Below are 18,056 nucleotides of genomic sequence, written 5' to 3'. Positions count from 1 at the left end.
TTCACTCCAAGCCTTCTTCAACCAACTCGCTCGCCCGCAACAAGGCACGCGCCTTGTGCTCGGTTTCGCGCCACTCCATTTCGGGCACCGAATCGGCCACCACGCCGGCAGCGGCCTGCACATAGAGCGTCTGGTCCTTGATGACGGCGGTGCGAATCGCAATCGCCACATCCATGTCACCCGCATAGCTGATGTAACCGCAAGCCCCACCGTAAATGCCACGTTTGACGGGCTCAAACTGGTCGATCAGCTCCATCGCATGGACCTTGGGTGCGCCCGTCAAAGTACCGGCCGGGAACGTGGCTTTGAGCACGTCCATGTTGGTCATGCCGTCGTTCAGCACGCCTTCAACGTTGCTCACGATGTGCATCACATGGCTGTAGCGCTCGACCACAAAGGCCTCGGTCACCTTGACCGAACCGATTTGGGCAATGCGGCCAATGTCGTTGCGCGCCAGGTCGATCAGCATCACATGCTCGGCCCGCTCTTTCGGGTCGTTGATCAGCTCCTGCTCGGCGGCCTTGTCTTTTTCGGGCGTCGCGCCGCGTGGGCGTGTGCCCGCCAGCGGGCGGATGATGACTTTGGCGCCCTCTTCGGTGAGTTCTTGGCGCACCAAAATTTCAGGGCTGGCGCCGACCACATGGAAATCGCCAAAGTTGTAGAAGTACATGTAGGGGCTGGGGTTGAGCGAGCGCAACGCCCGGTACAACGACAGCGGGCTCTCGGTGTAGCGCTTCTTGATGCGCTGCCCCACTTGCACTTGCATGAAGTCGCCGCCCGCGATCAGATCTTTGGCTTTTTCCACCGCAGCGATGTAATCGGCCTTGGCAAAGTCGCGCTCGGCCGGGTAAGACTGGGTGGGCTTGACCACCGGGGCGCTGACCGAGTACTTGAGCTGCTCTTTCAGATCACGCAAGCGTTTTTTGGCCCCCACATAGGCCTCGGGCATGGCGGGGTCGGCGTACACGATCAGGTACAGCTTGCCCGACAGGTTGTCGATCACGGCCAGTTCTTCGCACTGCAGCAGCAAGATGTCGGGCGTACCCAGGGTATCGGGCGGGCAGGTTTTTTCGAGCTTCTTCTCGATGTAGCGCACGGCATCGTACCCAAAGTAGCCCGCCAAACCGCCGCAAAAGCGCGGCAGACCGGGCCGCAAGGCCACCTTGAAACGCTTTTGGTACTGCTCAATAAAGTCCAGCGGGTTGCCCGTGGCCGTTTCGATGACCGCGCCATCGCGCACCACTTCGGTCTTGGCCTCTTCACCAAAACCACTGGCGCGCAACAGGGTGCGGGCGGGCAAACCGATGAAGCTGTAGCGCCCAAAACGCTCGCCGCCCACCACCGATTCGAGCAAAAAGCTGTATTTGCCGTTGTCCTTGGTGTGGGCCAGTTTCAGGTAAAGCGACAGGGGGGTTTCCAAGTCCGCAAAGGCTTCCAGCATGAGTGGAATGCGGTTGTAGCCTTGACTGGCCAGGCTTTTGAATTCAAGTTCGGTGATCACAGGCTAAAGCCTCCAAAGCGCTCAGCGACCTCGGGCGAGGTGCTTTTCATTCATCTAGGTGCCCAGCCGATGCCGGGCGCGGGTGGCGGGCAGGGCCGCACGGTCGATGGTGTCAGGCTGGCTGACGCCAGGGCCAGGCTCCCCGGCCTTCCGCTGGGGAATGGCTCGGCAGGCAGGCTGCGCAGGAGTGACTGAGGACGATGAACATGATGGGACAAGTGTAGCAAAGCTGGCGGGCAGTTCTCAAACCAGCGGTATCGCGCTCATGGCAAGGTGGTGCGCAGGCAATCTGGGAGCTGGGCCAAAGAATCCAGCCAAGCTGCGGCGGGCGTATCTTGTACACGTTGCCCATGGTTGTAGCCGTAAGTGACCAACACCACCGGGCACCCTGCGGCATGGGCAGCTTGCGCATCGTTGCTCGAATCGCCCACCATCAAGGTTTTGCCAGCGGCCGTACCCAAGGCTTCGCAGGTTTTAAGGATGGGCAAGGGATCGGGCTTTTTGCGCTCAAAACTGTCACCACCAAAGACGTGTGCAAAGAAATGGTCCAGCGACTTCTCTTTCAACAAGGCCTCGGCAAACGACAAGGGCTTGTTGGTCAGGCATGCCATGGGCAAGCCCTGCGCTTCAAAGGCCTGCAAAGCCGACAGCACGCCCGGGTACACATCGGCGAACTGGCCGTTGATCTGAAGGTAATGGTGTTGGTAGCGCAGCCAGGCCCGCTCAAACAAGGCATCCACAGTGAGCGCCGGACAAGCCTGCCCCACGCCTTTGACCTCGGGCCGCGCGACCTGGTGGGCCAGCAAGGTTCGAATCAGGTGCTCGGAGCCTTTGCCAATGGTCTGCTCGATCAGGTCGTTGGACACCGGAGGCAGATCCAGATCGGCCATGGTCCGGTGCAAGGCCACTTGAAAATCGCCCAAGGTGTGCACCATGGTGCCATCCAAGTCAAAAATGACCGCTTCGATCTGCGTCAGATCCTGTGCAAAGCCTGCCATGCTCAACCCAGCGCCACGCGCATCTGGTCGATCACGCCTTTGTAATCGGGTTTGCCAAAAATGGCGCTGCCCGCGACAAAGGTGTCGGCACCGGCATCGGCCACGCGGCGGATGTTGTCGACTTTGATGCCGCCATCCACTTCAAGGCGAATGTCGCGGCCGCTGGCATCGATCAGCTTGCGCACTTGCTCGATTTTGCGCAAGGCCGAATCGATGAAACTCTGCCCGCCAAAGCCCGGGTTGACACTCATGATCAGGATCAGGTCGATCTCGTCAATCGTCCACTCCAGCACATCCAAGGGCTCGGCCGGGTTGAACACCAAGCCCGCCTTCACGCCTTTGCTTTTGATGGCCTGGATGCTGCGGTGCACATGGCCACTGGCATCGGGGTGAAAACTGATCAGGTCAGCGCCCGCCTCGGCAAAAGAGGCCGCCAGCGCATCGACGGGGGAAATCATCAAATGCACATCGATCGGGACCGCCACCCCGGCCGACGTTTTGGCGTGCGGCTTGAGGGCTTGGCAAATCATGGGGCCAAATGTGAGGTTGGGCACGTAATGGTTGTCCATCACGTCAAAGTGGATCCAGTCGGCTCCCGCGTCAATGACGCTTTTGACTTCAGCGCCCAAACGCGCGAAGTCAGCAGAGAGGATAGAAGGGGCAATTCTGTAGGTCGTCGTCATGCCTGAATTGTCGCAGTTAACATGCGCGAATGTCTTCTTACACCGTTCAAATTGATGTCCAGCCCCAATACGTGGCAGACCAAAGCAACCCCCTTCAAAAGGTTTTCGCTTTTGCTTACACCGTGACCGTGACCAACACCGGCAACGTCGCCGCGCAACTGATCTCAAGGCACTGGGTCATTCAGGACGAAAGCGGCCACACCGACGAGGTCAAAGGTCTGGGCGTTGTGGGGCAACAACCCTTTCTCCGTCCGGGCGAGTCTTTTCAGTACACCAGCGGCTGTCGCCTGCACGCGGCGAGCGGCACCATGCACGGCAGTTACTTTTTTGTCGCCGAAGATGGCCACCGCTTTGATGTCCCCATCGCCACCTTTCTGCTCGAATCCTCGGGCTCCGGCATGACGGGACGCACGCTTCATTGAAGCCTGCAGCTGCAGCGCCTGCATTGCGGTTAAGCTCTTGCCATGGGTGAATTTGAGCTGATTGAACGCTTTTTCAAACGCCCGCCAAGAAGGGCGGATGTGGGCATAGGGGACGACTGCGCGGTCTGGTCGCCTCGCGCGGGCCATCAGTTGGCTTTTTCTGCCGACATGCTCGTGGAAGGACGGCACTTTTTATCGACCGTTGACCCAGTCCGCCTGGGCCACAAAGCACTGGCGGTGAATTTGAGCGACCTGGCCGCTTGTGGCGCAACGCCTCAGGCATTCTTGCTGTCCTTGTCTTTGCCCCGTGCAGATGAACGCTGGTTGGCCGGTTTTTCTCAAGGCCTGTTTGAACTGGCCGATGCCCATGGCTGCGAACTGATGGGCGGCGACACCACACAAGGCCCCTTGAACATTGCCATCACCGTGATGGGCGAAGTCCCTGCAGGGCAGGCCATTTTGCGCAGTGGGGCGCAAGCGGGCGATGACTTGTATGTGAGCGGCAATTTGGGTGATGCTCGCTTGGCACTGGAAGCTTTTCGTGGCGCGGTCAGCCTGCCACAAGCCGTCTTCGAAGCCGCACGCCTGCGCATGGAAACGCCTACACCCCGCATCGCCTTGGGCCAAGCCCTTCGCGGTATCGCCCATGCCATGGCTGACATCAGCGATGGTTTGCTCGGCGACCTGGGTCACATTCTCAAAGCCAGCCACGTGGGCGCCGAAATCGAGCTGTCCGCCACGTCTGACCTCATGCAAACGGCACACCTCTGGTCATGCCCGTCAGACCTGGCATTGACCTGCATCCTTTCAGGAGGCGATGACTATGAACTCGTCTTCTGTGCTCCACCCTCTGCGTCCGCCAGCGTACAAGCTGCTGCTCAAGCTTCGGGGACGCGCGTCACCCGAATTGGTCGCATCACCTCTACACCCACACTGGTTCTGCTGGATGCCCAGGGGCAGACTGTGCATTCACGGTTCAGCTCTTTTGATCACTTTGCATGACGATGCCCCATCCTTCTGATTCCGGAACGACCCATCGCCCGAGCAAACCAACGGTCGCTTTCATGCTGGCGCATCCAGCCCATGCCATCGCCTTGGGCCTTGGATCAGGATTGAGCCCCAAGGCCCCTGGAACGGTCGGCAGCCTTTGGGGCTGGCTATCTTGGCTGGTCCTCCAAAATTACCTCTCCTTGCCTGAGCAAGCCCTTCTCATTGCCGCATCTTTCCTGATCGGGTGGTGGGCCTGTACGCTCACCGCGCGCCACATGTGCATCTGCGATCCCGGTGCCATCGTGTGGGATGAGATCGTGGCCATGTGGTTAATTTTCTTTTTCGTCTTGCCGACAAACTTTGGGGGGCAGTTGGCTGCTTTTGCCCTGTTCCGTTTTTTTGACGCCGCCAAACCCGGGCCTGTGGCTTGGGCAGATCAATTGTTCAAAGGCTTTGGCTGGCGCGGCGGATTCGGGATTATTTTTGATGACCTTGTGGCGGCCTTTTGCACCATGTTCGCCATCGCTTTGTTGAGGTGGTTCTGATGTCGGATTTAACCCTCAAGCTGGCATCGCGTTTGAGCGCTCTCAAGTGGCAAATGGTCAGCGCCGAAAGTTGCACTGGCGGCATGATCTCTGCCCGCTGCACCGACTTGGCAGGTTCGAGTGCATGGTTTGACCGTGGATTTGTCACCTACTCGAATGAAGCCAAAACGCAAATGCTGGGCGTCCCCGCAGAGCTGATTGCCGCTCAGGGTGCTGTCAGCGCGTCTGTTGCGCATGCCATGGCCATCGGGGCGTTTTACAGGTCCAAATCGCAGGTGTCTGTGGCCGTAACAGGTGTTGCGGGCCCGAGCGGTGGTAGCCCAGAAAAGCCGGTCGGCACCGTTTGGTTCGGCTGGTGCGTTAACGGTGTTGTCACGACAGAGGTTAAGCTTTTTCAAGGGGACCGCAGCAGCATCAGGCATGCGACCGTTGAACACGCCCTCGAAGGTCTGCTCAACCGCCTACCGGGTTGACCCAGACTGAAGCAGCGGACATCAGCGCAGAAACGAAAAAACCCTCCGGAGAGGGTTTTTTGAGATTCAACCTAAGTTGAAATTTGGTTGCGGGGGCCGGATTTGAACCAACGACCTTTGGGTTATGAGCCCAACGAGCTACCAGACTGCTCCACCCCGCGGTATCTTTGAATTATACCTTACTCTGCTGCTTGTTCTGCAGAAGATTCAGCACGATCAACCAATTCAACCAAGGCCATAGGTGCGTTGTCACCCACGCGGTAACCCATTTTCAGGATACGTGTGTAACCACCAGGACGCTTGGCAAAACGGGGGCCCAGATCGGCAAACAATTTGACGACGCTGTCACGGTCGCGCAGGCGGTTAAATGCCAAGCGCTTGTTGGACAAGCTGTCTTCTTTGGCCAAAGTGATCATCGGCTCAATGACGCGACGCAGCTCTTTGGCTTTAGGGAGAGTTGTTTTGATGACTTCGTGCTCGATGAGCGAATTCATCATGTTGCGCAACATCGCGAGGCGGTGCTCGCTGGTGCGGTTCAATTTGCGGAGGCCGTGTCCGTGACGCATGGTGCTTACCTTTCTTTATTAAACAGGCAGCCGTATCAGGTACTGCCCGTGCACACCCCGGAAATCATCCGGGAACTTCGTATTATCGCTTTTCCAGACCCGCTGGTGGCCAAGCTTCGAGCTTCATGCCCAAAGTCAGACCGCGGGAAGCCAGAACTTCCTTGATTTCGTTGAGTGACTTGCGACCCAAGTTAGGGGTCTTGAGCAACTCGTTCTCGGTGCGCTGGATCAGGTCACCGATGTAGTAGATGTTTTCTGCTTTGAGGCAGTTGGCCGAACGAACAGTGAGTTCCAACTCGTCCACAGGGCGCAGCAAGATCGGATCGAAGCTGCCAGCACCGCCGCGTTGAGCAGGCTCATTGAACGCAGACAATTCGCTGCCTTCAAGCTGTGCGAACACCGCCAACTGCTCCACCAGGATCTTGGCCGAAGAACGCACAGCGTCTTCAGCGGTGATGGCACCGTTGGTTTCGATTTCAATGACCAGCTTGTCAAGGTCGGTACGCTGCTCGACACGGGCGCTTTCAACGGTGTAGCTCACGCGCTTGACCGGAGAGAACGATGCGTCGAGAACAATGCGACCCAGGGCCTTCGTTGGCTCGTCAGCAAAACGGCGCATGCTGCCGGGCACATAGCCGCGACCTTTTTCAACCTTGATCTGCATGTCCAGCTTGCCACCGTGTGACAAATTGGCAATGACGTGCTCAGGGTTGATGATTTCAACATCGTGAGGTGTCTGGATGTCCGCAGCAGTGACGGCGCCTTCGCCGTCTTTGCGCAAACTCAGGGTCACTTCGTCGCGGTTGTGCAGTTTGAAAACCACACCTTTGAGGTTCAACAAGATGTTGACCACGTCTTCTTGAACACCGTCAATGGAAGAGTACTCGTGCACAACACCAGCAATGGTGACTTCAGTGGCGGAGTAACCGACCATGGAAGACAACAAAACGCGACGCAGCGCGTTGCCGAGTGTGTGGCCATAACCACGCTCGAATGGCTCCAGCGTGACTTTGGCACGGTTGGCAGCCAATTGCTCGACTTGGATGGCTTTGGGTTTCAACAGATTGGTTTGCATTCAGACTTCCTCTCAATACCCCCGGTTCGTTACACCGGTAAGGCTGATGAAGCACCCGGCCCACAATGCCTTGTGCGCCGGGAACGATTGAAACAACGAATTAACGTGAATACAGTTCGACGATCAACGATTCGTTGATGTCTGCAGCGAATTCATCGCGATCAGGAACCTTCTTGAAGGTACCTTCTGCCTTGTCGGCGTTGACTTCGACCCAAGCAGGCATGCCCACTTGCAATGCCAATTGCAAAGCTTCCACCACGCGGTTTTGCTTTTTGGACTTTTCGCGAACAGCAATCACGTCACCGGCCTTGACCAGGTACGAAGGAATGTTCACGGATTGACCGTTCACGGTGATGGCTTTGTGAGAAACCATCTGACGTGCTTCAGCGCGAGTGGAGCCGAAGCCCATACGGTAAACCACGTTGTCCAAACGGCACTCCAGCAAACCCAGCAAGTTGGAACCGGTGTTGCCCTTACGACGATCAGCTTCAGCAAAGTAGCGACGGAATTGCTTCTCCAACACGCCGTACATGCGTTTGACTTTTTGCTTTTCACGCAATTGCAGACCGTAGTCCGAAGTACGCTGACCCGAAGTACGACCGTGTTGGCCTGGCTTGGTGTCAAATTTGGACTTGTCCGCGATCGAGCGACGTGCGCTCTTCAGGAACAAGTCAGTGCCTTCACGGCGTGAGAGTTTGGCCTTAGGGCCGAGGTAACGTGCCACGTGAAATCCTTTTATACATCTGCCGCATCAGAAATGCGGGAGCCAGGCGATGCAAGCATGGCCTGGCGGTGGGCTTGGTTTGAAATTAGATACGACGGCGCTTTTGAGGGCGGCAGCCGTTGTGCGGAACCGGTGTCACATCCGCGATGGAGGTGATGCGGATTCCCAATGCACCCAGGGCACGAACCGAAGATTCGCGACCAGGACCTGGGCCCTTGATCTCGACGTCCAGGTTTTTGATGCCTTGTTCTTGCGCTGCACGACCAGCGACTTCAGAAGCAACCTGAGCTGCAAAAGGTGTCGACTTGCGCGAACCTTTGAAGCCTTGGCCACCCGAAGAAGCCCACGACAAGGCATTGCCCTGGCGATCGGTGATCGTGATGATGGTGTTATTGAACGACGCGTGAACGTGTGCAATGCCGTCTGCAATGTTCTTGCGGACTTTTTTACGAACGCGTTGCGATGCGCTGCTTGATTGTGCTTTAGCCATGGTGGTCTCTCAATCCTGCTTATTTCTTCAGAGCCGCTGCACCTTTGCGCGGACCCTTGCGAGTACGTGCATTGGTACGTGTACGCTGACCGCGCATGGGCAAGCCGCGACGATGACGGAAACCACGGTAGCAACCAATATCCATCAAACGCTTGATGTTCATGGTGGTCTCGCGGCGCAGATCACCTTCAATGGTGAAAACTGCGATTTGATCGCGGATTTTTTCGAGATCAGCGTCCGTGAGATCTTTGATCTTTTTGGAATAAGCGATGCCAGAAGCCTCGCAAATTTGTCGAGCGCGGGTGCGACCAATACCGAAAATGGCTGTCAAGCCAATTTCAGCATGTTTGTGCGGCGGAATGTTGATGCCAGCGATACGTGCCATTTTCGTCCTCTAAAACTAATTCAATCAGCCTTGACGCTGCTTGTGACGTGGATCTGTACAGATCACACGAACAACGCCTTTACGGCGAATGATTTTGCAGTTGCGGCAAATTTTTTTCACCGAAGCCGAAACTCTCATGGTTTTCTCCTAAAACTCATCGTTACCCAGACCTTGTCAGACCAGGTGAAATTTGTGGCCCCGTACCAAAGTACAGGGATTCTTTACCGAAACCAACTCGTCCAACGCAAGACCAATGAGGGACTTGCGGGACGATCTATCAAAACTTGCGATCACTTCAAGCTGCAAGTTGGCAAGATGTGAACACCTTGCGAACCGCTCAGGATTTGAAACTTGCTTTCTTCAAAAGCGAATCGTATTGTTGAGACATCAAATAATTCTGTACCTGAGCCATGAAATCCATGGTCACGACCACAATGATCAGCAACGATGTGCCACCAAAGTAAAACGGAACATTATATTTCAGAATCAAGAACTCGGGCAGCAAACAGACAAATGTGATGTAAGCAGCACCAGCCAGTGTCAAACGAAGCAAAATCTTGTCGATGTAGCGCGCCGTTTGATCACCAGGACGAATGCCCGGGATGAACGCACCACTCTTCTTGAGGTTGTCTGCTGTTTCACGGCTGTTGAAGACCAAGGCTGTGTAAAAGAAGCAGAAAAACACAATGGCTGCTGCATACAACATGACATAGATCGGTTGACCTGGTGTCAAGCTGCTGGAAACATCTTTGAAGAAACGGACAACCACGCTGTCTGTTTCACCAGAACTGAACCAGTTGATGATGGTCGCTGGCAACAAAATGATCGACGAAGCAAAAATCGGAGGGATCACACCCGCCATGTTCAGCTTGAGCGGCAAGTGCGAAGACTGACCGCCGTAAACCTTGTTGCCCACCTGACGGCGTGCGTAGTTCACCAATATCTTGCGCTGACCGCGCTCCACGAAGACCACGAAATAGGTCACAAGAACCACAACCGCAATGATCAACAAGGACACCAAAGGATTCATCGCACCGGTACGAACCAGCTCAAACAAACCGCCCATGGCATTTGGCAAACCAGCAGCAATACCAGCAAAGATCAGGATGGAAATACCATTGCCCAGCCCACGCTCAGTGATTTGCTCACCCAGCCACATCAAAAACATCGTGCCTGCCGTCAAGCTGATGACCGCAGTCATGCGGAAACCAAAGCCAGGGTTAATCACCAAGCCGGCAGAAGCTTCTAAAGCAACCGCAATACCCAAAGACTGGAACAACGCCAAACCCAATGCACCAAAGCGCGTGTATTGGGTGATTTTGCGTCGCCCTGCTTCGCCCTCTTTCTTCATCTGCTCAAAAGCAGGAAGAACGTAGGTCAGCAACTGCATCACGATGGATGCAGAGATGTAAGGCATGATGCCCAAGGCAAACACGGTAAACCGCGACAACGCACCACCCGAGAACATGTTGAACAAGCTCAGGATGCCGCCTTGTTGACCATTGAACAGCTGTTTGAGCTGTACAGGGTCGATGCCAGGAACAGGAATGTGCGCGCCAGCACGGTAAACCACCAGCGCGAGCAGCAAGAAGACCAGTCGGCGACGAAGGTCGCCGAACTTGCCTGCTTTTGCTGTCTGATTAGCGCTGGTTGCCACGATGTGTCTCGCCTATCAACATTCAGGCTACAGAGCCACCAGCAGCTTCAATCGCTACTTTGGCACCAGCAGTCGCCACAATACCTGTCAACTTGACAGCTTTTGCGAGCTCACCAGACTTGATCACTTTGACCACCTTGGCCATTTGCGACACCAGACCGGCTTGCTTCAATGTCAACACATCCACTTCAGCCAGGTCCAGACGGGACAAGGTTGTCAAAGTGATTTCTGCGTTGTACTTGAGCAGGTGCGACTTGAAACCACGCTTGGGCAGACGACGCTGCAAAGGCATTTGACCGCCTTCGAAGCCCACCTTGTGATAGCCACCCGAACGGGATTTTTGACCTTTGTGACCACGGCCGGCGGTTTTACCCAGACCCGAACCGATACCACGGCCAACACGACGTGCTGCGTGCTTGGAGCCTTCTGCTGGCTTGATGCTATTGAGTTCCATCATCGGCCTCTTAGAGAACTTTGACCAGATAGCTGATCTTGTTGATCATGCCGCGCACTGCGGGTGTGTCCTGCAGCTCACTCACGGAGTTGAGCTTGCGCAGACCCAAGCCACGAACAGTGGCGCGGTGCGAAACTTTGGTGCCAATCGGGCTGCGAACCAGTTGGACTTTCACGGTTGATTGTGTCGTCATGTTCGATCTCCGGTTCAGCCGAACAGCTCTTCAACCGACTTGCCACGCTTGGCGGCCACGTTGGAAGCTGTTGTGCAATTGGACAAAGCGTCCAGAGTGGCACGAACCATGTTGTAAGGGTTGGACGAACCATGGCTCTTGGCCACGATGTCGGTGATACCCACCACTTCGAACACAGCGCGCATAGGACCACCAGCAATGATGCCGGTACCCTTTGGAGCTGGAGCCATCATGACGCGGGCTGCGCCGTGGTGACCGTGCACTGCATGGTGAATGGTGCCATTTTTGAGGTGGACTTTGGCCAAGTTGCGACGGGCTTCTTCCATCGCTTTTTGCACGGCTGCTGGCACTTCTTTCGACTTGCCCTTGCCCATGCCCACTTTGCCATCGCCGTCACCGACCACAGTCAATGCCGCGAAACCCAAGATACGGCCACCCTTGACCACCTTGGTCACGCGGTTGACCGCGATCATCTTTTCGCGGAGACCGTCTTCAGGACCGTCGCTCTGCGGTTTTGCTGTAAATTTAGCCATTTGTAACTCCGATCCGTTTAGAACTGCAGACCTGCTTCACGGGCTGCTTCGGCCAAAGCCTTGACACGACCGTGGTAAGCGAAACCTGCGCGGTCGAAGGCGACCTTCTCAACGCCAGCAGCTTTTGCTTTTTCAGCAATGCGCTTGCCAATGACTGCGGCAGCAGCGGCATTGCCACCCTTGCCTGTGGCGCCCAGGACCGTACGCACTTCGGCTTCGGCTGTGGATGCACTGGCCAACACTTTGGTACCGCAACCAGAGATAACGCTGGCGTAGATATGCAGGTTGGTGCGGTTCACGGTCAAACGGGCCACGCCTTGCTGTGCAATGCGGATGCGTGTTTGACGTGCACGACGGAGACGCTGCTCTTTCTTGGTCAACATGATGCAGCTCCTTATTTCTTCTTGGTCTCTTTGATCGTGATCTTCTCATCCGAATAACGGATGCCTTTGCCTTTGTAAGGCTCAGGTGGACGAACAGCACGAATCTCAGCAGCAATTTGGCCAACACGTTGACGGTCGGCACCCTTGATCACGATTTCGGTCGCGGTTGGGGTGGCCACCGTGATGCCAGCAGGCATATCGATGTTGACAGGGTGTGAATAACCAACAGCCAGGTTCAATTTGGCGCCAGAGGCGGCCGCCTTGTAACCCACGCCGACCAGGTTCAGCTTCTTTTCGAAGCCTTTGGTCACGCCAGTCACCATGTTGTTCACCAGCTGACGCAAGGTGCCGCTCATGGCGTTGGCTTCACGTGAATCATTGGCAGGGGCAAAACTGAGTTTGCCGCCTTCGTTGCTCACATTCACCAGCATGTTGGAGGCGATGGCCAATTGACCACCAGCGCCCTTCACACTGATTTGATCTTGTTTGATCGACACATCCACACCAGCGGGGATGGTCACAGGCATTTTTCCTACGCGGGACATTCTTTTTCTCCCTTTAAGCGACGTAGCACAGCACTTCGCCGCCGACACCGGCTGCACGTGCTTTGCGATCGGTCATCACGCCCTGAGGGGTGGTGACGATGGCCACGCCCAAGCCGTTTTGGACTTGAGGAATAGCATCACGGCCTTTGTACACGCGCAGGCCAGGACGGCTCACGCGCTCAATACGCTCGATGACCGGACGGCCAGCGTAGTACTTCAGGGCGATTTCGAGGGTGGCTTTGCCATCTTCGGTTTTGACTTGGAAGCCGTCAATGTAGCCTTCATCTTTCAGCACTTGGGCGATGGCCACCTTCACTTTGGAAGATGGAACCAACACGTTGGCTTTTGACACCATTTGTGCGTTACGGATGCGGGTCAACAGATCGGCAATAGGATCACTCATGCTCATGTTGTTATCTCCTGCCGATTACCAGCTGGCCTTGGTCACGCCCGGAATGTTGCCTGCAAAGGCTAATTCACGGATCTTGGCGCGGCCCAGACCAAATTGACGGAACGTACCGCGTGGGCGACCGGTGATTTCACAGCGGTTGCGTTGACGGGTCGGGTTGGCGTTGCGCGGGAGCTTTTGCAGACCCAGACGGGCAACTGCACGCTCTTCATCGGTGCGCTTGGCATCGTTGGCGATGGCTTTAAATTCCGCGTATTTTTTCGCGTACTTTGCTGCCAATTTTTCACGCTTGAGCTCGCGCTCGATCAAAGCTACTTTAGCCACGTGACACCTCAGTTCTTGAAGGGGAAGCGGAAAGCTGTCAAGAGCGCTTTGCACTCTTCGTCAGACTTGGCCGTTGTGGTGATGCTGATGTTGAGACCGCGCAAGGCATCGACCTTGTCGTACTCAATCTCAGGGAAAATGATCTGCTCTTTAACGCCGATGTTGTAGTTGCCACGGCCATCAAATGCGCGGCCAGAGATACCACGGAAGTCACGAACGCGAGGCAAAGCCACGGTCACGAAACGGTCCAGGAATTCATACATCTGAACGCCACGCAGAGTCACCATGCAACCAATAGGTTGTTGCTCACGGATCTTGAAGCCGGCAATCGCTTTCTTGGCCTTGGTCACCACAGGCTTCTGGCCTGCGATTTTCGTCAAGTCGCTCACAGCGTGGTCCATGACTTTCTTGTCAGCCACGGCTTCAGACACACCCATGTTCAGAGTGATCTTGGTGATGCGAGGCACCTGCATGGGCGACGTATAACCAAATTTGGCCGTCAGTTCAGCAGCGATTTTCTCGCGGAAGAGTTGTTGCAAACGTGCCATGCTCATGCCACCTTGATTTCTTCGCCGCTCGACTTATAAACGCGAACGCGTTTACCGTCAGCTTGCAGCTTGATGCCCACGCGATCAGCCTTACCTGTTGCGACATTGAAAATCGCCACATTGGATTGGTGAATCGGCATGGCCTTTTCGATGATGCCGCCAGTTGTGCCCTTCATGGGGTTTGGCTTGGCGTGCTTTTTGACGATGTTGATACCGTCGATCACCAGGTGAGAGTCAGTAGCGCGCAACGACACGACGCCGCGCTTGCCTTTGTCCCGACCTGTGATGACGATGACTTCGTCGCCTTTGCGAATCTTGTTCATGGCGCGTCCTTACAGTACTTCAGGAGCCAAGGACACGATCTTCATGAACTTCTCGGTACGCAGTTCACGCGTGACCGGGCCGAAGATGCGGGTGCCAATAGGCTCCAACTTGGCGTTCAGCAACACAGCAGCGTTGCCATCGAATTTGATGAGGGAGCCATCGCCACGGCGGATGCCCTTGGCAGTACGAACCACCACAGCACTGTAGATCTCGCCTTTTTTGACGCGACCACGTGGAGCGGCTTCTTTGATGCTCACTTTGATGATGTCGCCAACACTTGCATAGCGACGCTTGGACCCGCCGAGCACCTTAATGCACAGCACGGACTTGGCGCCGGTGTTGTCGGCCACATCCAACCGAGATTCTGTCTGGATCATTTCTTTATTCCCAACTTGTATTTCTTGCCAACCAGCCTTGCAGCCAGCCCACAGAAATCAGTCTTGGACCCGTCATTCACACTGCAAACCACTCGCAGCACTTCAGATTGGGCAGATACTTACGCTTTTTGCAAAGCGAAGCCCTCGATTATGTCTGAAAAAATCCGGGGGCGCAACATCTTTTGCAATTAATTTCCATTTGAGCCCATACAAGAGGCCTCTTCTACGGCTTTACAGGGGCTATTCAGCACCCTGCTGAAGGCGGATGACTCCTGGCAGCACTCAAGGGCAACGCGCGTAGTCATCCGCCAAGGCTTCAAAGTTGGCCAAGCCAGGATCAATGCCCAATTCTTCAGCCAAAATTTCCGCCACTCTGGGTGCCAAGGCTTTGGCAAGTGCTGCATCCAAAAACAGGCACCTTGAACGCCGGGCCAACACATCTTCAACAGTCCGCGCATATTCATGGCGTGCTGCAAATCGGACCATTCCTTCCGTCAGTCCCGGCGTCAACTCGGTGTCGCCACCTGGCAAGGCCTTGACCCAGTCTTGCTCTGAACCATAAAGATGAGCACCTGCTGGCAGGGTCAGCCCCGCAGCCGGAGAGCCTGGCGACGGCGCACCGACCAATCTGTAGGCCTCGGCCATGGCGCGCATGGGCATTTTCAGGCCGGCTTGCTTTCGGGCTTGACGCAAAACATCCTCGGCCATGGCGTGGTAAGTGGTCCATTTGCCACCGGTCACCGTCACCAAACCCGATGCGGAGACCTCCACATGGTGCTCCCGGCTGATGTTTTGGGTTGCCCCGCTTGGGGGCGAGAGCGTGGCCTCGGCCTTGACCAAGGGGCGCAATCCGGCCCATGCGCTCAAAACATCTTGACGCACGGGGGCTTTGCGCAAATAGCGGCTCGCCTCTTTCAGGATCAAATCGACCTCTTCGTGGGCCGGACGGGGTTCACGGGGCGCGTCCGCACGCGCCGTGTCCGTGGTGCCCAGCAAAACTTTGCCCAACCAGGGCACGGCAAACAACACCCGTCCATCGGCCGTTTTGGGCACAAGCAAGGCCTTGTCGCCCGGCCAAAACGAGGCGTCGACCACCAAATGCACCCCCTGACTGGGAGACACCAAATCGGGCAAAGCCTGCCCACGCTGACGACCATCGGCCAAGCGCAAGCCATCGACCCACACCCCTGTGGCATTGACCACGCATGAGGCCCTCAGCTCGAACTCGGCGCCTTGTTCTGCGTCTTGCGCTCGCACACCAACCACGCGCCCCTCTTCATAGATGAGGCTTTTCACGGTCACATGGTTGATCACGCACGCGCCTTCACGGGCTGCGGTGCGCGCCAAGGCCACGGCCAAACGGGCATCGTCGAATTGGCCATCCCAATATTGCACACCGCCACGCAAGCCCTGGGTGCGAACACCAGCAATCGAGGCCTGCGTCGCTTGTCTGCCCAAAAACCGGGTTTTGCCCAAACTGGCCGAAGCTGCCAACCACTCATACAGCTTGAGTCCCGCCCCATAAAAGGCCTGTTCACCCCATCGGTACGTGGGCATCACAAACGCCAAGGGCTGGGCCAGATGCGGCGCGCGATCCAACAAGCCCCGACGCTCATGCAGCGCCTCACGCACCAATGGCCAATGGCCTTGGGCCAAATAACGCACCCCTCCGTGCACCAGCTTGGTAGAACGGGATGACGTGCCCTGGGCCAGATCATTGGCCTCCAGGAGCGCGACCGTCAATCCTTCACGGGCAGCCTGTAACGCTACCCCCAAGCCGGTCGCACCACCGCCGACCACCACCAAATCCCATTGGCCAGGGGCTTGTAAACGGGCCAGCAAGTCTTCGCGGCGCGTGAGCAGCGGGGCGGCCAAAGCCTCTTGATCCCTGTTCAACACATCAATCCTTGGCCCAAGCGCGAGAGCGATCCACCGCCTCACGCCAACGCTGCGTCATTTGCTGCCGCCGCTCGACACCCCATTCGGGCTCAAAACGCCGATCCTCTTGCCATTGCGCTGATATTTCGCCGGCATCCGCCCAATAACCCGTCGCCAAACCTGCCAAATAGGCCGCGCCCAAGGCTGTGGTTTCGGTCACCCGGCTGCGAACCACCGGCACGCCCAGCACATTGGCCTGAATTTGCATGAGCAAGTCATTGCGGGATGCGCCCCCGTCCACCCTCAACTCGGTCAAAGCCAAGCCACTGTCAGCGGCCATGGCAGAAAACACATCGGCAGTTTGCAAGGCAATGGCCTCCAAGGCAGCCCTGGCGATGTGCGCACGCCCCGTGCCACGGGTCATGCCCACCAAAGTGCCTCGGGCCTGTCCGTCCCAATCGGGTGCACCCAGCCCTGCAAAAGCGGGCACCAAAAACACATCGCCCGCATCGGGAACGCTGGCCGCCAACGCCTCCACCTCTGATGCACTCTGAATGATCTGCAATCCATCGCGCAACCATTGGACCGTGGCACCAGCCATGAACACCGAGCCTTCGAGCGCATATGCCATGGGGCGAGAAGTATTCACGGGACCTTGCCAAGCCACCGTGCTGAGCAATTGATGGCGGCTCACCACAGGTCGATCTCCTGTGTTCATGAGCATGAAGCAACCGGTGCCATAGGTGTTTTTGGCCATGCCGGGCTCAAAGCAGGCCTGCCCGAACAAGGCGGCCTGTTGATCGCCAGCCCAGCCCGCGATCGGAACACCCCGCCCCAGAAAATGCGGCTCGGTCTCGGCCACGATGCCGCACGAAGGCAACACCTGGGGCAAAACGGCGGAGGGAATGTTCAACAGCGCCAATATTTCGGGGTCCCATGCGCCTGTTTTCAAATTGAACAAAAGCGTGCGCGAGGCGTTGCTCGCATCGGTGGCGTGCACACGGCCGCCTGTCAGCTGCCAGACCAGCCAGCTGTCCACCGTGCCGAAGGCCAGCTCGCCGCGTTCGGCGCGAGCGCGAACGCCCGGCACATGGTCCAACAGCCAAGCCAACTTGGTGCCTGAAAAATAGGCATCCAGCACCAAGCCGGTCTTGCGTGCGAATTTGTTCGCATGCCCTGCGGCACGCAATGCTGCGCAATGCGCCACTGTACGACGGTCTTGCCAAACGATGGCGGGTGCCACGGGTTCCCCGGTGCGGCGATCCCACAACACCGTCGTTTCTCGCTGATTGGTGATGCCCATCGCACGCAACTGACCTGCCCCAATGCCCGCCTGCGCCATCGCGTCCTGCATGACCGTACGTTGTGTTTGCCAAATTTCGCGGGCGTCATGCTCCACCCAGCCTGGTCGGGGGAAATACTGGCCAAACTCGCGTTGAGCCGTTGCAACGGCTTGGCCTGTGCGGTCAAACACCACCGCGCGCGAGCTGGTCGTGCCTTGATCCAATGAAAGGATGTAGTCCATGCTCAGAGACTAACGCAAACTGTGGTCCACAAACAGCGACAATTCCCCGATTGA

General features: G+C 56.7%; 26 protein-coding genes and 1 tRNA gene. 4 read left to right on the top strand and 23 right to left on the bottom strand.

Annotation, left to right across the window (positions count from 1 at the left end; all coding sequences use genetic code 11):
• Nucleotide 1: 1 nt before the first annotated feature.
• The 3 genes from trpE to rpe all read right to left on the bottom strand — a co-directional run bounded on the left by trpE (nt 2) and on the right by rpe (nt 3,182).
• On the bottom strand, nt 2-1,501 hold the full coding sequence (gene trpE / locus B9Z33_RS05210; protein WP_108285870.1) for an anthranilate synthase component I: 1,500 nt from the start codon (nt 1,499-1,501) through the stop codon (nt 2-4).
• Nucleotides 1,502-1,764: 263 nt separating this feature from the next.
• A complete protein-coding gene (gene gph / locus B9Z33_RS05205) occupies nt 1,765-2,499 on the bottom strand; it encodes a phosphoglycolate phosphatase (protein WP_108285869.1) in 735 nt (244 codons plus the stop codon).
• 2 nt (nt 2,500-2,501) lie between these two features.
• Nucleotides 2,502-3,182: a ribulose-phosphate 3-epimerase gene (gene rpe / locus B9Z33_RS05200; RefSeq protein ID WP_108285868.1), complete on the bottom strand. Its 681-nt coding sequence runs from the start codon at nt 3,180-3,182 to the stop codon at nt 2,502-2,504.
• Nucleotides 3,183-3,211: 29 nt separating this feature from the next.
• Here rpe and apaG point away from each other — a divergent pair, with 29 nt between their 5' ends.
• From apaG to B9Z33_RS05180, 4 genes are read left to right on the top strand one after another with little or no spacing between them, the layout of a single operon-like run.
• Entirely contained in the window at nt 3,212-3,604 is a 393-nt protein-coding gene (gene apaG / locus B9Z33_RS05195) for a Co2+/Mg2+ efflux protein ApaG (RefSeq protein WP_108285867.1), read from the top strand.
• 42 nt (nt 3,605-3,646) lie between these two features.
• Nucleotides 3,647-4,606, top strand: a complete 960-nt coding sequence (thiL, locus tag B9Z33_RS05190) for a thiamine-phosphate kinase (RefSeq protein ID WP_108285866.1) — start codon at nt 3,647-3,649, stop codon at nt 4,604-4,606.
• Nucleotides 4,603-5,139, top strand: coding sequence for a phosphatidylglycerophosphatase A (locus tag B9Z33_RS05185; RefSeq protein WP_108285865.1), 537 nt, complete (start codon nt 4,603-4,605; stop codon nt 5,137-5,139). The genes thiL and B9Z33_RS05185 overlap by 4 nt, the downstream gene beginning before the upstream one ends.
• Nucleotides 5,139-5,612: a CinA family protein gene (locus B9Z33_RS05180; protein WP_108285864.1), complete on the top strand. Its 474-nt coding sequence runs from the start codon at nt 5,139-5,141 to the stop codon at nt 5,610-5,612. Before B9Z33_RS05185 ends, B9Z33_RS05180 begins: the two co-directional genes overlap by 1 nt.
• Nucleotides 5,613-5,696: 84 nt before the next feature.
• Here the strand turns inward: B9Z33_RS05180 and B9Z33_RS05175 are convergent.
• The 20 genes from B9Z33_RS05175 to glpK form a co-directional block, all read right to left on the bottom strand.
• A tRNA-Met gene (locus tag B9Z33_RS05175) sits at nt 5,697-5,773 on the bottom strand.
• Between the two features lie 18 nt (nt 5,774-5,791).
• Nucleotides 5,792-6,178: a 50S ribosomal protein L17 gene (gene rplQ, locus B9Z33_RS05170; protein WP_108285863.1), complete on the bottom strand. Its 387-nt coding sequence runs from the start codon at nt 6,176-6,178 to the stop codon at nt 5,792-5,794.
• 82 nt (nt 6,179-6,260) lie between these two features.
• The gene (gene rpoA, locus B9Z33_RS05165) at nt 6,261-7,253 is read right to left on the bottom strand and encodes a DNA-directed RNA polymerase subunit alpha (RefSeq protein WP_108285862.1); all 993 of its coding nucleotides are present in this window, start codon (nt 7,251-7,253) and stop codon (nt 6,261-6,263) included.
• Between the two features lie 100 nt (nt 7,254-7,353).
• Nucleotides 7,354-7,977: a 30S ribosomal protein S4 gene (gene rpsD, locus B9Z33_RS05160; RefSeq protein WP_019429280.1), complete on the bottom strand. Its 624-nt coding sequence runs from the start codon at nt 7,975-7,977 to the stop codon at nt 7,354-7,356.
• A gap of 85 nt (nt 7,978-8,062) precedes the next feature.
• A complete protein-coding gene (gene rpsK, locus B9Z33_RS05155; RefSeq protein WP_108285861.1) occupies nt 8,063-8,467 on the bottom strand; it encodes a 30S ribosomal protein S11 in 405 nt (134 codons plus the stop codon).
• Between the two features lie 19 nt (nt 8,468-8,486).
• Nucleotides 8,487-8,852, bottom strand: coding sequence for a 30S ribosomal protein S13 (rpsM, locus tag B9Z33_RS05150; protein WP_019429278.1), 366 nt, complete (start codon nt 8,850-8,852; stop codon nt 8,487-8,489).
• Between the two features lie 24 nt (nt 8,853-8,876).
• Entirely contained in the window at nt 8,877-8,990 is a 114-nt protein-coding gene (gene rpmJ, locus B9Z33_RS05145) for a 50S ribosomal protein L36 (protein WP_011481465.1), read from the bottom strand.
• A 199-nt stretch (nt 8,991-9,189) separates the two neighbouring features.
• Nucleotides 9,190-10,509, bottom strand: a complete 1,320-nt coding sequence (gene secY, locus B9Z33_RS05140) for a preprotein translocase subunit SecY (protein ID WP_108285860.1) — start codon at nt 10,507-10,509, stop codon at nt 9,190-9,192.
• Between the two features lie 22 nt (nt 10,510-10,531).
• On the bottom strand, nt 10,532-10,963 hold the full coding sequence (gene rplO, locus B9Z33_RS05135) for a 50S ribosomal protein L15 (protein WP_108286176.1): 432 nt from the start codon (nt 10,961-10,963) through the stop codon (nt 10,532-10,534).
• Between the two features lie 10 nt (nt 10,964-10,973).
• A complete protein-coding gene (rpmD, locus tag B9Z33_RS05130) occupies nt 10,974-11,156 on the bottom strand; it encodes a 50S ribosomal protein L30 (protein WP_019429275.1) in 183 nt (60 codons plus the stop codon).
• A 14-nt stretch (nt 11,157-11,170) separates the two neighbouring features.
• Nucleotides 11,171-11,689: a 30S ribosomal protein S5 gene (rpsE, locus tag B9Z33_RS05125; protein ID WP_019429274.1), complete on the bottom strand. Its 519-nt coding sequence runs from the start codon at nt 11,687-11,689 to the stop codon at nt 11,171-11,173.
• 17 nt (nt 11,690-11,706) lie between these two features.
• Nucleotides 11,707-12,072, bottom strand: coding sequence for a 50S ribosomal protein L18 (rplR, locus tag B9Z33_RS05120; protein ID WP_108285859.1), 366 nt, complete (start codon nt 12,070-12,072; stop codon nt 11,707-11,709).
• Between the two features lie 11 nt (nt 12,073-12,083).
• On the bottom strand, nt 12,084-12,617 hold the full coding sequence (gene rplF, locus B9Z33_RS05115) for a 50S ribosomal protein L6 (RefSeq protein ID WP_108285858.1): 534 nt from the start codon (nt 12,615-12,617) through the stop codon (nt 12,084-12,086).
• Nucleotides 12,618-12,630: 13 nt separating this feature from the next.
• On the bottom strand, nt 12,631-13,026 hold the full coding sequence (rpsH, locus tag B9Z33_RS05110; protein ID WP_108285857.1) for a 30S ribosomal protein S8: 396 nt from the start codon (nt 13,024-13,026) through the stop codon (nt 12,631-12,633).
• A gap of 18 nt (nt 13,027-13,044) precedes the next feature.
• Nucleotides 13,045-13,350 (bottom strand): 30S ribosomal protein S14, encoded by a 306-nt coding sequence (gene rpsN / locus B9Z33_RS05105; RefSeq protein WP_108285856.1) that lies wholly within the window; start codon nt 13,348-13,350, stop codon nt 13,045-13,047.
• Nucleotides 13,351-13,358: 8 nt separating this feature from the next.
• Complete coding sequence (rplE, locus tag B9Z33_RS05100) at nt 13,359-13,898, bottom strand: 50S ribosomal protein L5 (protein ID WP_100120212.1); 540 nt, start codon at nt 13,896-13,898, stop codon at nt 13,359-13,361.
• Nucleotides 13,899-13,900: 2 nt separating this feature from the next.
• Nucleotides 13,901-14,221, bottom strand: coding sequence for a 50S ribosomal protein L24 (gene rplX, locus B9Z33_RS05095; RefSeq protein WP_108285855.1), 321 nt, complete (start codon nt 14,219-14,221; stop codon nt 13,901-13,903).
• Between the two features lie 9 nt (nt 14,222-14,230).
• The gene (rplN, locus tag B9Z33_RS05090) at nt 14,231-14,599 is read right to left on the bottom strand and encodes a 50S ribosomal protein L14 (protein ID WP_019427444.1); all 369 of its coding nucleotides are present in this window, start codon (nt 14,597-14,599) and stop codon (nt 14,231-14,233) included.
• 282 nt (nt 14,600-14,881) lie between these two features.
• Nucleotides 14,882-16,495 (bottom strand): glycerol-3-phosphate dehydrogenase/oxidase, encoded by a 1,614-nt coding sequence (locus B9Z33_RS05085; protein ID WP_233252733.1) that lies wholly within the window; start codon nt 16,493-16,495, stop codon nt 14,882-14,884.
• Nucleotides 16,496-16,499: 4 nt separating this feature from the next.
• Nucleotides 16,500-18,002, bottom strand: coding sequence for a glycerol kinase GlpK (glpK, locus tag B9Z33_RS05080; protein WP_108285854.1), 1,503 nt, complete (start codon nt 18,000-18,002; stop codon nt 16,500-16,502).
• Nucleotides 18,003-18,056: the final 54 nt, after the last annotated feature.

The sequence above is a fragment of the Limnohabitans sp. T6-20 genome, assembly GCF_003063505.1.
Lineage (GTDB): Bacteria > Pseudomonadota > Gammaproteobacteria > Burkholderiales > Burkholderiaceae_C > Limnohabitans_A.
This window is presented reverse-complemented; position numbering and strand designations above follow the sequence as displayed.